Origin of the sequence: Helicobacter ganmani, from assembly GCF_003364315.1 — a bacterium.
GTDB classification, from domain to species: Bacteria; Campylobacterota; Campylobacteria; order Campylobacterales; family Helicobacteraceae; genus Helicobacter_D; species Helicobacter_D ganmani.
The window spans coordinates 78,283-90,705 of record NZ_NXLS01000001.1; the positions used below are offsets into that span (position 1 = coordinate 78,283).

Genomic DNA, 12,423 nt, shown 5'->3' on the forward strand with positions numbered 1-12,423 from the left:
TTTTTGAAAAATTAATGTGGAATGCGCGGCTTTTTATTATTTTAGCCGTCATTTTATCTCTTGTTGGTTCTATTTTATTGTTTATCGTTGCGAGTGTAGATATACTCAAAGTCGCAAAGCAAACCTATTTGTATTATATTGGTTCATTGGGGGCAGACGCGGATATTCATCATCTTTTGCTAAATGTAATTATTATGGCAGTGGATTTGTATTTGATTGCAGTGGTGCTGTTGATTTTTTCCTTTGGGCTTTATGAATTGTTTATCGCAAAGATTCAAATTAAAGATGAAAATAATTCCAAAGTGCTAGAGATTCATACCCTAGACCAATTAAAAGATAAGCTCGCAAAAGTCATCGTAATGGCTTTGATTGTAGCATTTTTCTCTAAAGTGCTGAATATGGGAATGAAAAATACGCAAGATATGCTGTTTTTTGCGATTTCTATTTTGGCACTTGCTGTGGGATTGTATTTTCTGCACAAAGACTCTAAGCATTAAAAGGCATTTAATGTATAAATTGTTTCAATTTTACCTTGAGATTCTATTTAAAAGCGGAATCGTAATGCTGTTTTTCGCAACTTTTGCAAATGCGCAATCCTTGAAAGAAATCCAATCTTTTAGCGCGGATTTTACACAAACTTTGTATTCCTTTGAAGAGAATGCACAAAATCAAATTGTCTATAAAGGCAAAATCCAAGCACTTGCACCTGCAAGTGTGCGGTGGAGTTATACTAGCCCGATTCCTAAAGAGATTTTTATCCAAGAGGGAACAATGATTATCTATGAGCCGAAGTTAAAACAAGCAATTTTTACGCGACTACAAGAAAATATGAATTTGCTTTATTTACTGCAAAATGCGCAAAAAATTACAGAAAATCACTACGAGGCAGTGATTTTGAAGCAAAAATATGATTTATATTTGGAGAATGGAATCCCAAAACAAATTAGTTTCAAGGATTCTTTAAACAATAAAATTGAAATTTTATTTGAGAATATCAAAGTCAATTCCACAATAGAATCTCATATTTTTGACTTTCAACCAAAAAGTGAAATAGATATTATTTATAATTAAATGTGTAAAAAAATAGCAAATTTTAAAATTTTTGCAAAAATTTAAATTTTTTTTACACTTTTTTAAAAAAGTTCGTTAAAATAGATAGAATTTGATTTTTTTAAGGAGTATGTATGGGAACGATTACATTAATCAACAATGAAACAGGTGAAAAGTTTGATTTTGACCTTATTAACTGCACGCGCGGTCCTAAGGCAGTAGATTTTAGCAAATTATTCGAACGTGCGAATATTTTTTCTTACGACCCCGGGTATGGTTCAACCGCAGGTTGTGAATCCACAATTAGCTATATAGATGGTAAAAATGGGCAATTACTTTACAAAGGAATCCCAGTTGAAGAGATTGTTGAAAAATATAAATTTACAGATGTGGCAAAATTGCTTATCACAGGAGAAGCTCCAAAGAATGAACAAGAATCCAAAGAATTTGATTTAGAGTTGCGTCATAGAGCTTTTTTGCACGAGGGTTTGATTAATATCTTTAGCGCATTTCCTGATGGAGGACACCCTATGGCAAACTTAAGTTCTGCTGTTGCAGCACTTTCTACTTTCCATTTTGACCACAAGGAAATGGACGACGAGGAAGATTATCAAACAATGGCACGTAGAATCATCGCAAAAATTACGACTTTGGTTGCTTTTTCCTATCGTAATTCTATTGGTGCACCTTTGATTTATCCCGATGTAAGTCGTAGCTATGTAGAGAATTTCCTCTATATGTTGCGTGCGTATCCTGGAGGAAGACTTAAATATACTCTGAAAGGAGAGGAAGAAATCTCCGCACTTGAGGTAGAGGCGTTGGATAAAATCTTTACCCTCCACGCAGACCACGGACAAAATGCTTCTACAACAACAGTGCGCAATGTCGCTTCCACAGGCGTGCATCCTTATGCGGCAATTTCTGCTGGAATCAATGCACTTTGGGGACCTGCACACGGTGGAGCAAATGAGAAAGTTTTGGTGCAGTTAGAGCAAATTGGCGATGTAAAAAATGTAGATAAGTTTGTCGCAAAAGCAAAGGATAAAAGTGATTCCTTTAGATTAATGGGGTTTGGACATCGTGTTTATAAGAGCTATGACCCTCGCGCAAAAGCTATTAAGGCTTTAAAAGATGAGTTAAACAAAAAAGGTATTACAATGAATGCGCGTTTAAGCGAAATTGCGGAGAAACTAGAAGAAGTCGCTTTGAATGACGATTATTTCAAAGAAAGAAATCTTTATCCCAATGTAGATTTTTATAGTGGAATCATTTTGACTGCATTAAAGATTCCTGTGCAGCTTTTTACTCCAATGTTTGTGATTGGTAGAATGCCGGGTTGGTGTGCGCAAGTGATGGAACACATTAAAAATCCACACGCTAGAATCACGCGTCCAAGACAAGTTTATCTAGGTAAGTAGGATTCGGTAAGGGTTGTTTTATTTTTTGTTGGGTAGAATTGCCAATTTATTTTTAATTTTAATGTATTAGGAAAATCAATGCAAAATACAAATTGGAATCCAAAGAGTTGGAGAGACAAAATTGCCCTTCAGCAACCCATTTATGAAGATTTAAATGCGCTAGAAGCCATTGAAAAAAAACTTAGCAAATATCCTCCTTTGGTTTTTGCTGGTGAGGCAAGAACTCTTAAATCTCGTTTGGCAAAAGTTTCCAAAGGTGAGGCATTTTTGCTTCAAGGTGGCGATTGTGCGGAGAGTTTTGCAGATTTTAATGCGATTCGTATTCGGGATTTATTCAAAGTCATCTTGCAAATGGCGGTTGTGCTAACCTATGCGGGAGCTTGTCCAATTGTAAAGGTCGGGAGATTGGCAGGACAATTTGCCAAGCCGCGTTCAAGCGATACAGAAACTTCTAATGGCATCACATTGCCTAGTTATCGTGGGGATATTATCAATGGTATTGCCTTTGAGAAGGCTGCAAGAGAAGCAGATCCTAAACGAATCTTGCAGGCATATAATCAATCCGCAGCTACGCTTAACTTGATTCGCGCCTTTGCGCAAGGAGGTTTAGCAGATTTAAATCAAGTGCAAAAATGGAATCTTAATTTTGTCAATAGTGCGCAAAGCGAACGATTCCAAAATATGGCAGATAAAATTACACAAGCCCTAGCTTTTATGGAGGCTTGTGGAATCACTGCGCAAAATACTCCCACTCTCCACGAAACAGAGTTTTTTACTTCGCACGAAGCCTTATTATTAAATTATGAGGAGGCTTTGACGCGAAAAGACCATTTAACAAATAAATGGTATGATTGTTCAGCACATATGTTGTGGATTGGTGAGCGGACAAGGAATCTTGATGGCGCACATTTAGAGTTTTTGCGTGGTGTAGAAAATCCATTGGGTGTGAAAATTGGACCTCAAGCAAGCAGGGAAGATATTTTGGGTATTTGCGAGATTCTAAATCCTCAAAATGAAGAGGGACGTTTAAATTTCATCATTCGTATGGGTGCAGAAGTCATCAAGGATAAATTGCCAAAACTATTGGAATCCATCAAAAAGGAAGGGCGAGAAATTGTTTGGAGCATTGACCCAATGCACGGCAACACTATCAAGGCTAGCAATGGCTATAAAACACGATCTTTTGATAGTATTTTAGATGAAATGAAAGCGTTTTTTGAGATACACAGAAGTATTGGTACTTACGCTGGAGGCGTGCATTTGGAAATGACAGGAGAAGATGTTACAGAATGTGTAGGTGGTATGCAAGCAATTACAGAAGAAAATTTAGGTTGTAACTATAACACGCAATGCGACCCGCGTCTTAATGCAAGTCAAGCAGTAGAGCTTTCATTTTTGATTGCCGATATTCTAAAGAAGCGTAGGGTGTAGGACTACGATAATATTTCAAAGCCCATTATAGCAATGATTTTTAGCAAGACAATTAGCGGTTACCAAGTTTATCTTAAAGAGAACAAAGCAATTTATGAAAATATTTTTAACGATTATTTAAACGATTGCCTAAAGATTATCCAAGTTTTTAAAAATACTAAAGAATCGCAGGTATTTTTGATTGCTTCTAGCGGGGGGGGGGGGGATTAATAAGAAGTATATTGTTAAAATTTTTTCTCCCCAAAGCAAGAAAAAAGAGCGGTTTATAAAATCTTTTTTCAAGGGCGATTATTATTTAAATTTATTAAAAGAAACACAACGCATTCGCGGTGATGGTTTTGTAGGTGTAAATGATTTTTATCTTTTAGCGGAGAAAAAAGTTTTTAATTATTCTAATATTTTTATAATGATTTTGGAGTATATTGAAGGAGAATGTATTTCCAATATTATTTTGAATGATGAGATAAAAACCAAGATTAAAGCTAAAGTAGAGGAATTGCATCGTCATAATATGGTAATGGGGGATATTCAAACAAGTAATTTTATTTTATCTCACGGAGAGATAAGAATCATTGACTGCTCGGGCAAATATCCTAATGCTTATCGCAAAGCAGAGGATAGATTCAATTTATGGAATCGCTTAGGGATTGCTCCAACTACAACAGATTTTTATTGTTTTCTTGTTTCCTATGAGAAATTTTTAAAGCAGCAAATAAGGTTATTGAAAAGAAAAATTTTATACAAAATCAATCCTTTACACTTGGCAAAATAGAATCTCTTTTGAAATATTAAATATTTTTAATCTTTTATAAAAATTTATTAAAAATAGCTAAAATTATGTTACAATGTCGCTAATTTTTAATTTAAGAATAAGGAAAAAGGAATGCGAATTTTAATCGTTGAAGATGAAATCAGTCTTAATAAGACAATCACAGAAGGTTTGAATGAATTTAATTATCAAACCGATGTGGCAGAAAATTTAAAAGACGGAGAATATTATATCAGCATTCGTAATTATGATTTAGTGCTTGCAGATTGGATGTTGCCTGATGGTAGCGGACTTGAAATTATTAATCAGGTAAAAAATAAATCCCCACGCACTGCTGTTGTAATTATTTCTGCACGTGATGATGCAGAAAGTGAAGTGGAAGCACTACGAGCCGGAGCAGATGATTTTTTGGCTAAACCTTTCGATTTTAATGTATTGGTTGCAAGAATTGAAGCTCGTTTGCGTTTTGGTGGAACAAATTTAATTGAAATTGAAGACTTAGTGATTAATCCTGATGAAGAAAAAATAACTTATAAAAATCAAGAGATTGAACTAAAAGGCAAACCTTTTGAAGTGCTAACACATCTTGCGCGTCATCGCGACCAAATTGTTTCAAAAGAGCAGTTGTTAGATGCTATTTGGGAAGAGCCAGAGCTTGTAACTCCTAATGTTATTGAAGTCGCGATTAATCAAATCCGTCAAAAAATGGACAAACCGCTTAATATTGCTACGATTGAAACAGTAAGACGAAGAGGTTACAGATTTTGCTATCCAAAAGGAGTATAAGAGGAGATTATACTAAACAAATCACAATCTCTTTTATCGCCCTTTTGGCGATATTTTCTGTTGCACTTTATGCTTATCTTTATTTTAATACCTATGGAAACATTAAACAAAGCCTCCAAAATCAATTAAATCATATTTTAAAAAACAATATCAATTATAATGTTGGGCAAAGTTTTTATGTGCAAAATCTCAATCCGCTCCAAAAAGAAACTTGGCTCATTGAGGTTTTAGATAAAAAGATTCATCAAGATTTTTATACAAAAATAGAATCTCAAGGGAATGTTTATTTTTCTATTTCTTCTCCTTATAGAGTTAATAAAGCATTGAAAATTACAAAGGATATCACGCAAGAAGTTGGCTTTTTAGATTCCCTCTTGCGCAGTATTGTTTTGGTGATTTTTTTTGCTTTGATTTTGATTCAGCTCTTTGCGCTTGCTTTTTCAAATATTCTTTATAAGCCTATACAGAATCTTTCTACTACGCTTGGCAAGCTTAAAGAACACGATTTGGAATCTCTTAATAGTGAGAGTTTGCCGCTAGAATTTCATCCTTTGGTGCTTTCTATCAATAATCTTTTGGATAGAATTAAAAGCTATTTTGGAGGACAAAAACAGCTATTTATCGGAATCGCACACGAGCTTAAAACCCCTTTGGCGGTGATTAAGACCAAATGCGAAGTAACGCTTATTAAAGAAAGAGAGAAAGAAGTATATATTAATGCTTTAAAGGAGAATATTCAAAGCATTAATGAAATGAATGCAATCATTAAAACCTTGCTTGATTTGGGGAGACAAGAAAGTGCGCAGTTTGAGAAATCTAGCCTCGTAGATATTCATAAAATTTTACAAAATATTGCAGATAATTTCCAAATTCTTAGCAAAAAAGAAAATAAACAATTTATTTGCAAACTTGAAACAGGGGAACTTTTGGTTACGATTAAACCGACTCTTTTAACGCAAATTGTGCAGAATTTTTTACAAAATGCGTTTAAATTTACTCCTAAGGGCAAAAGCGTTTTGATGACAAGTCAAATTGTTCATCAAGAGATTCTAAGAATCGTTGTAATGGACGAGGGTTGTGGGATTGATTCTGAACTAGAAGATATTTATGCACCCTTTAAACGCTCGGGAAATAAGAGTGGTGCGGGGCTCGGGTTGTTTCTTGCAAAAAATGCAGCTAACGCTTTGGGAGGGAGCATTTCTCTTCAAAATCGTTTGGACACCAATGGCACGATTGCGACTTTTGAACTAAGAATCGCAAATCTAATAAAATAAGGAACAAAATTTGCTGCAACTCTAAATAAAGGAGTTTTTATGCAAAGGTTGATTTGGATTATATTGATTTTTATAAACTTTAGTTTTGCCTTGCCACAAGTAGAATTCAAAAACTCGTGTGTCCCTTTAGCCCAATTTTCAGAATCGCAAAAGCAAGTTTTGTTGCGCTCATATCTTGCGGGTGAACAAGATGGTTTTGGTTTAACGCTTGCAGCGATTGCTTGGCAGGAGTCTTGTGCGGGTGTTTATAAAATGAACTTCCAAGACCCAAGTGCCGGAAATTTTCACGCTTATATTCCCGGCGTAATTAATCGTTACCCACAACTCAAACAAAATGGTTTTACTCAAAATATGGTAGGTGCAATGTTGGTTGAAAACGATGCTTTTGCAGAACAGATTGCAATCATAGAACTTAAATATTGGCAAAAAGAACATAAGGGGAATTGGAAAAATATTATTAAATCTTATAACAAAGGGTATAGTTGGCAGAAAAATGAGCAGGCAAATTTACAGGCTGAAAAATATTATCAAGAAGTTGCTATTCGTGTGAAACAATTAGAATCTTATTTTAAAGGTAAAGAAGCTCAAGAAAATAGATTCAAAATATCGTATAATACTCAAACAACGCAGTCAAAAACTTGGGAGAAATCCCAAAATGCCACACAAACTCAATTAGAATCGCAGGATTATTATGCCTATGGAGAGGATTCCGTGAGTTATGATTCTACACTTTTACCAATCTATCAAGTGGGCAATGAGTTTGCCGAGCCTTTCAAACCCAAAAAGACTATTATCAAAGAGTTTGATTTGATTGAAATTTATTAAAATTAAATATAAATTCGCTACTATTCTTGTTTTATTAAGAGTTAGTAAGGAAGTGTATGCGAATAATTTTTATGGGAACGCCAGATTATGCGGCAATCATTTTGGAATCTCTATTGGTTCATTATGAAGTGTGTGCATTGGTGTGTCAAGAGGATAAAAAAGCGGGAAGAAATTTACATTTGCAAATGCCTGCAACAAAAAAATTATTGCTACAAAAGAATTCTAATATTCCAATCTTGCAACCTCATAAATTAGATGATGACTTTACAGAGATATTAAAAAGCTTTGCTTGTGATAAAATCATTGTCGCAGCTTATGGCAAGATTCTCCCCCAAAAGATTCTGAATCTTGCGCCTTGTATTAATCTGCACGCTTCCATTTTGCCACAATTTCGCGGTGCAAGCCCGATTCAGCAAAGTATTTTAAAAGATGAAAAATATTTTGGTGTTACTGCAATGCAGATGAGTGAGGGATTGGATTGTGGAGATATTTTGGGTTTTAAAGTTTTTCAAAACTCTCTTCAAAACGCTAGAGAGTTATTTGTAGAGATTGCAAAAGTTGCCGCAGATTTGATATTGGAATACTTGGAAAGATGGGAGTCTATAATGCCCTTGGAGCAAATTGGCGCAGATGCAAGTTATTGTAAAAAAATCAAAAAAGAATGGGGAGAAATCCTCTTTGATAATGCGGATTCTTTGGCTAGAAAAGCACGTGCCTATGAGGGGTGGCCAGAGATTTATTTGCCAAGTGGATTGAAATTAAAAGGAATAAAAATTGCGGAATCTGTCAGTGAAAATATTGAGGGAGAGATTCTGCAAATCACAAAGGAACGAATAAGGGTAGGGTGCAAGATGGGAAGTATTTGGATAGAATCTCTGCAAGCACCTTCAAAAAAGACTATGAGTGCCTATCAATATTTACAAGGAAAACGTCTAAAAATAGGCGATATTTTGGAATAAATGCAGATTTTAGAATTTGATTGCATAGAATCTACACAAATTTTTTTGAATGAGGGAATCCGCAAGGGCGAATTGAAACCGCCTATAATGGTCGTTGCAAAGAGGCAAAGTGGCGGAATCGGCAGTCGGGGGAATCTTTGGGAAAATGTCAAAGAGGGATTATACTTTTCTTTTGCGCTTCCAATGGAAACATTACCGCAAGATTTGCCTTTAGAATCTACTTCAATTTATATGGGGTTCATCTTTAAAGAAGTATTGCAAGAAGAGGGGTCGCGAGTTTGGCTAAAATGGCCTAATGACTTGTATATAGGTAAGCAAAAAGTAGGAGGGGTTTTATGTGCAAGGCTAAGAGATGTAATGATTTGTGGAATTGGATTGAATTTGGAGGTTACGAATCAAGGATTTTGTGGATTGGATATAAAAATTTCTAAAGAAAAAATTTTAGAATCTTTTATAAGGAGATTGGAAAACGACAAAAAAAAATCTAGTTGGAAGCAAATTTTTAGTAAATATTCGCTAGAATTTACAAATAATTTTAATCATACTTTTCATTACAACGGAAAACTTATCTCTCTTTGCAATGCTTCGCTTTGTGAAGATGGTGCAATTCTTATTGAGGGTGAAAAGATTTATAGTTTGAGATAGTGGAGCAAAAGAATGTGTGAAGTGATTTGTATTGCAAATCAAAAGGGTGGAGTAGGCAAGACAACAACCGCTGTCAATCTTGCTGCTTCACTTGCAGTGGAAGAAAAAAAAGTACTTTTAGTGGATGTAGATCCGCAAGCAAATGCTACAACAAGTTTGGGATTCCATCGTAATAGCATTGAATTTAATATTTATCATGTTTTAATTGGAACAAAGAAGATTTCGCAAATCATTCAAAAAACTTCAATTCCCACTCTTTATTTAGCACCCTCAAATATTGGTTTAGTAGGAATTGAGAAAGAATTTTATAGTCAAAAACGCAATGGACGTGAATTGATTCTGAAAAAGAAAATTGAAGATGTAATGGATGTTTATGATTATGTTATCATAGATTCTCCACCAGCACTTGGACCATTGACAATCAATGCATTAAGTGCAGCGCATTCTGTCATTATTCCGATTCAGTGTGAGTTTTTTGCATTGGAGGGTTTGGCACAATTGCTGAATACAATCAAATTATTGAGAAAAGAGATTAATCCTACTTTGGAAATCAAAGGATTGTTGCCTACAATGTATAGTGCGCAAAATAATCTTTCTCGTCAAGTTTATGCGGATTTATTACAGCATTTTAATGGGCAACTCATTAAAGAAGATGATTCTAAGGACGCGATTGCGATTCCTAGAAATATCAAACTTGCGGAATCTCCAAGTTTTGGAAAGCCTGTGATTTTGTATGATGTGCGCTCACAGGGAAATATTGCATATCAAAGTTTAGCGCGAGCAATCTTAGAAAAGAGGGCTTAATGGCAAAAAAAAATGTAGGCTTAGGACGCGGATTAAGTGCTATATTAGGTGAAGTAGAGGAAGCTTATCAAAATGCTTCAAGTGATAATTCTGGATTGGTAGTAGAGATTGATATAGATAAAATTAAACCTAATCCATTGCAGCCACGTAAGGTTTTTGATGCTACTAGTTTGCAAGAGCTTGCTACTTCCATTGAGGAACATGGTTTATTGCAGCCTATTTTGGTTTATGAGGATAGCAAATCTCCAGATTATTATTTCTTGATTGCGGGCGAACGTAGATTGCGTGCAAGCAAATTAGCAAAAAAAGATAGTATTAAAGCTATTATTGTAGATGTGCAAGAAGAAAAGTTGCGCGAATTGGCTTTGATTGAAAATATCCAAAGAGAAGATTTGAATCCCATTGACCTTGCGCAATCTTATAGGGAATTAATTGAGGATTATGGTATTACACACGAAGAGGTTGCAAGACGACTTTCGAAATCTCGTGCGCAAATTACAAACACTTTGCGTCTTTTAGAATTAGGCGAAGAAGTGCAAAGTTTAATTTTGGAAAATAAAATTTCTCAAGGACATGCAAAAGTGCTTGTAACATTGCCAAAAGAACAGCAAACATTGATTGCAAATTCTATTATAGGACAAAAACTAAGTGTGCATGAGACAGAAAAGATTGCCAAAAAATTCAAAGAAGATGCAAAAAATATCAAAGATTTTAAAGAAGTAAAAGATTTAAGAGTAGTAAATAGTCTCAATCCCAATTCTATCTCTCAACTGAAGAAGATTTGTAAGACATTGCAGTCAAAATCTATTAGTGCGAATTTATTTAAAAATAAATTAATTGTAGAGTTTGGTAACGATGAGGAGGTAGAAAAGTTTAGCAAAATTTTACCGAATCATAGTTTTTAAGAAAAACTTAGAAAAAGTCGTGGTAAAATAAAATATATTTTAGATAAAAAGAAAGGAGTGCAAATGACTATTATCCCAACTCCTTGGGTAATGGCACTAGTTTTTGTTGTTTTTCTTGTTTTGGTATATTTACTTAATCGCATACTCTATAAGCCTTTACTTGGTTTTATGGATACACGTGATGCTTCTATCAAGAAAGATGGCGAAGGAATAGAGGGCAATACAGCAGATATTAAGGCTTTACAAAAAGAAGCAAATGAAATCTTGCAAAATGCTAGAGCTGAAGCAGCTTTGATTAAAAACAAAGCACAAGACAGCGCAAAGCAAACCGCTGAAATGAAAATTTCTCAAAAGAAAGATGAATTAGCTCAAAAATATAGTGCATTTGTTGTAGGTTTGGAAGAAGAAAAAGCTAGATTAAAGGCTTCTTTAGAATCCGAGATTCCACTTTTTAAAGAAAGCTTAAAAGTTAAGCTTGAGAAGTTATAAAAAGGAGCGGATAATGAGAACAAATGTTTATTGGTTGGCTTTATTGTTTGCACCTGGGATACTCTTTGCAGCAGAAGGGAGTGGAGAATATGATATAATTGAAAGAACAATCAATTTTATTATTTTCTTTGCGCTAGTCTATTATTTTGCAGCAAATGCAATTAAAGATATTTTTAAAGCTCGTAGAGATAGTATCGCAAACTCTTTGGCTAAGATTCAAGAGAAATTACAGGATTCTAAAAAAGCAAAACAAAAGGCACTAAATCAGCTAGAGGAAGCAAAAAAAACCGCAAAAGATATTGTAGAATCCGCACATAAAGAATCTGCAATTATTGTGCAAAAAATTGAAGAAAACACAAAAAATGAGCTGGAGAATTTGGTGCGTCAATACAATGACCATATTGCGTTTGAGCAAAGAAAAGCTGAAAAGTTGATTGTAGATGAAATCTTATCTGAATTCTTAAACAAAGATTCTATTGCTTTAAGCAAAGATGTTTTAATGCAATCTTTACTCAAAAAGGCAGCGTAAATGAAAGATTTAATTGCAAAACGATATATTAAGGCATTAGCTAAAACTGCTTCTGAAGCCGAATTAAGAGACATTGCAGAATCTCTAGGGAAACTTGCTGGGGCTTATAAGGTTGCAAAATTTAGAGAAATTGTAGAATCCCCATATGTTGAACAAAAGAAAAAAACTGAATTTGTTCTGGAAAATATTTTAGATAATGATTTCAATGCAAAATTTGCTAATTTTATTAAAATTTTAGCAGAACATAAGCGGTTAGATTTATTTGAGGAGCTTTATAGGGAATTAACTTCTTATTTAGCTACTCTAAATAAAGAATACATTGCACAACTTATTGTGAGTGAGAGCTACGATGAAGTAAAGTTGAAAGAGATTCAAGATAAATTTAGCAAAAAACTTGGTGTTAATCTTTTGTTGAAGCAGCAAATTGTAGCAAATGCTGGAATCAGATTAGTAGTGGAAGATTTAGGTGTTGAAGTTTCTTTTTCTCAAGAGAAATTTGCAAGTGATTTAAGAAATCATATTTTAAAAGCATTTTAATT

16 protein-coding genes are annotated in these 12,423 nt (G+C 34.4%); all 16 read left to right on the top strand.

Features of this window, described 5'->3' with window-relative positions; translation table 11 throughout:
• The first annotated feature begins 14 nt into the window (after positions 1-14).
• The 16 genes from CQA43_RS00415 to CQA43_RS00485 all read left to right on the top strand — a co-directional run bounded on the left by CQA43_RS00415 (position 15) and on the right by CQA43_RS00485 (position 12,421).
• Complete coding sequence (locus CQA43_RS00415; protein WP_115550919.1) at positions 15-497, top strand: YqhA family protein; 483 nt, start codon at positions 15-17, stop codon at positions 495-497.
• Positions 498-507: 10 nt separating this feature from the next.
• Positions 508-1,071, top strand: coding sequence for a LolA-like outer membrane lipoprotein chaperone (lolA, locus tag CQA43_RS00420; protein ID WP_245944166.1), 564 nt, complete (start codon positions 508-510; stop codon positions 1,069-1,071).
• Between the two features lie 113 nt (positions 1,072-1,184).
• Positions 1,185-2,468, top strand: coding sequence for a citrate synthase (locus CQA43_RS00425; protein ID WP_115550650.1), 1,284 nt, complete (start codon positions 1,185-1,187; stop codon positions 2,466-2,468).
• Positions 2,469-2,546: 78 nt separating this feature from the next.
• The gene (locus CQA43_RS00430) at positions 2,547-3,899 is read left to right on the top strand and encodes a class II 3-deoxy-7-phosphoheptulonate synthase (RefSeq protein WP_115550651.1); all 1,353 of its coding nucleotides are present in this window, start codon (positions 2,547-2,549) and stop codon (positions 3,897-3,899) included.
• A gap of 33 nt (positions 3,900-3,932) precedes the next feature.
• Entirely contained in the window at positions 3,933-4,109 is a 177-nt protein-coding gene (locus CQA43_RS09820) for a lipopolysaccharide core heptose(II) kinase RfaY (protein WP_220271588.1), read from the top strand.
• Positions 4,081-4,671 (top strand): lipopolysaccharide core heptose(II) kinase RfaY, encoded by a 591-nt coding sequence (locus CQA43_RS00435; protein ID WP_220271589.1) that lies wholly within the window; start codon positions 4,081-4,083, stop codon positions 4,669-4,671. Before CQA43_RS09820 ends, CQA43_RS00435 begins: the two co-directional genes overlap by 29 nt.
• Positions 4,672-4,782: 111 nt before the next feature.
• Positions 4,783-5,454 carry a homeostatic response regulator transcription factor HsrA gene (gene hsrA, locus CQA43_RS00440; protein WP_115550652.1) on the top strand — a complete coding sequence of 224 codons (672 nt, stop codon included), beginning with the start codon at positions 4,783-4,785 and terminating at the stop codon, positions 5,452-5,454.
• Complete coding sequence (locus CQA43_RS00445; protein WP_245944167.1) at positions 5,433-6,728, top strand: sensor histidine kinase; 1,296 nt, start codon at positions 5,433-5,435, stop codon at positions 6,726-6,728. Before hsrA ends, CQA43_RS00445 begins: the two co-directional genes overlap by 22 nt.
• A gap of 39 nt (positions 6,729-6,767) precedes the next feature.
• A complete protein-coding gene (locus CQA43_RS00450; RefSeq protein WP_245944168.1) occupies positions 6,768-7,553 on the top strand; it encodes a hypothetical protein in 786 nt (261 codons plus the stop codon).
• A gap of 56 nt (positions 7,554-7,609) precedes the next feature.
• Positions 7,610-8,512 (top strand): methionyl-tRNA formyltransferase, encoded by a 903-nt coding sequence (locus CQA43_RS00455; RefSeq protein WP_115550653.1) that lies wholly within the window; start codon positions 7,610-7,612, stop codon positions 8,510-8,512.
• Positions 8,513-9,157: a biotin--[acetyl-CoA-carboxylase] ligase gene (locus CQA43_RS00460; RefSeq protein ID WP_115550654.1), complete on the top strand. Its 645-nt coding sequence runs from the start codon at positions 8,513-8,515 to the stop codon at positions 9,155-9,157.
• A 12-nt stretch (positions 9,158-9,169) separates the two neighbouring features.
• A complete protein-coding gene (locus tag CQA43_RS00465) occupies positions 9,170-9,961 on the top strand; it encodes a ParA family protein (RefSeq protein WP_115550655.1) in 792 nt (263 codons plus the stop codon).
• Positions 9,961-10,866, top strand: coding sequence for a ParB/RepB/Spo0J family partition protein (locus CQA43_RS00470; RefSeq protein WP_115550656.1), 906 nt, complete (start codon positions 9,961-9,963; stop codon positions 10,864-10,866). The genes CQA43_RS00465 and CQA43_RS00470 overlap by 1 nt, the downstream gene beginning before the upstream one ends.
• A gap of 63 nt (positions 10,867-10,929) precedes the next feature.
• The gene (locus tag CQA43_RS00475; protein ID WP_115550657.1) at positions 10,930-11,355 is read left to right on the top strand and encodes a F0F1 ATP synthase subunit B family protein; all 426 of its coding nucleotides are present in this window, start codon (positions 10,930-10,932) and stop codon (positions 11,353-11,355) included.
• A gap of 13 nt (positions 11,356-11,368) precedes the next feature.
• Positions 11,369-11,884: a F0F1 ATP synthase subunit B gene (locus CQA43_RS00480; RefSeq protein WP_115550658.1), complete on the top strand. Its 516-nt coding sequence runs from the start codon at positions 11,369-11,371 to the stop codon at positions 11,882-11,884.
• Entirely contained in the window at positions 11,885-12,421 is a 537-nt protein-coding gene (locus CQA43_RS00485) for a F0F1 ATP synthase subunit delta (protein WP_115550659.1), read from the top strand. It begins immediately after the preceding gene.
• Positions 12,422-12,423: the final 2 nt, after the last annotated feature.

What these genes read in the sequence shown, in the direction of transcription:
- CQA43_RS00470 (WP_115550656.1), top strand. Translation starts at nt 9,961, where the DNA reads ATGGCAAAAAAAAATGTAGGCTTAGGACGCGGATTAAGTGCTATATTA.
- CQA43_RS00480 (WP_115550658.1), top strand. Translation starts at nt 11,369, where the DNA reads ATGAGAACAAATGTTTATTGGTTGGCTTTATTGTTTGCACCTGGGATA.
- CQA43_RS00475 (WP_115550657.1), top strand. Translation starts at nt 10,930, where the DNA reads ATGACTATTATCCCAACTCCTTGGGTAATGGCACTAGTTTTTGTTGTT.
- CQA43_RS00415 (WP_115550919.1), top strand. Translation starts at nt 15, where the DNA reads ATGTGGAATGCGCGGCTTTTTATTATTTTAGCCGTCATTTTATCTCTT.
- CQA43_RS00460 (WP_115550654.1), top strand. Translation starts at nt 8,513, where the DNA reads ATGCAGATTTTAGAATTTGATTGCATAGAATCTACACAAATTTTTTTG.
- hsrA (WP_115550652.1), top strand. Translation starts at nt 4,783, where the DNA reads ATGCGAATTTTAATCGTTGAAGATGAAATCAGTCTTAATAAGACAATC.
- lolA (WP_245944166.1), top strand. Translation starts at nt 508, where the DNA reads ATGTATAAATTGTTTCAATTTTACCTTGAGATTCTATTTAAAAGCGGA.
- CQA43_RS00455 (WP_115550653.1), top strand. Translation starts at nt 7,610, where the DNA reads ATGCGAATAATTTTTATGGGAACGCCAGATTATGCGGCAATCATTTTG.
- CQA43_RS00450 (WP_245944168.1), top strand. Translation starts at nt 6,768, where the DNA reads ATGCAAAGGTTGATTTGGATTATATTGATTTTTATAAACTTTAGTTTT.
- CQA43_RS00465 (WP_115550655.1), top strand. Translation starts at nt 9,170, where the DNA reads ATGTGTGAAGTGATTTGTATTGCAAATCAAAAGGGTGGAGTAGGCAAG.
- CQA43_RS00430 (WP_115550651.1), top strand. Translation starts at nt 2,547, where the DNA reads ATGCAAAATACAAATTGGAATCCAAAGAGTTGGAGAGACAAAATTGCC.
- CQA43_RS00425 (WP_115550650.1), top strand. Translation starts at nt 1,185, where the DNA reads ATGGGAACGATTACATTAATCAACAATGAAACAGGTGAAAAGTTTGAT.
- CQA43_RS00485 (WP_115550659.1), top strand. Translation starts at nt 11,885, where the DNA reads ATGAAAGATTTAATTGCAAAACGATATATTAAGGCATTAGCTAAAACT.
- CQA43_RS09820 (WP_220271588.1), top strand. Translation starts at nt 3,933, where the DNA reads ATGATTTTTAGCAAGACAATTAGCGGTTACCAAGTTTATCTTAAAGAG.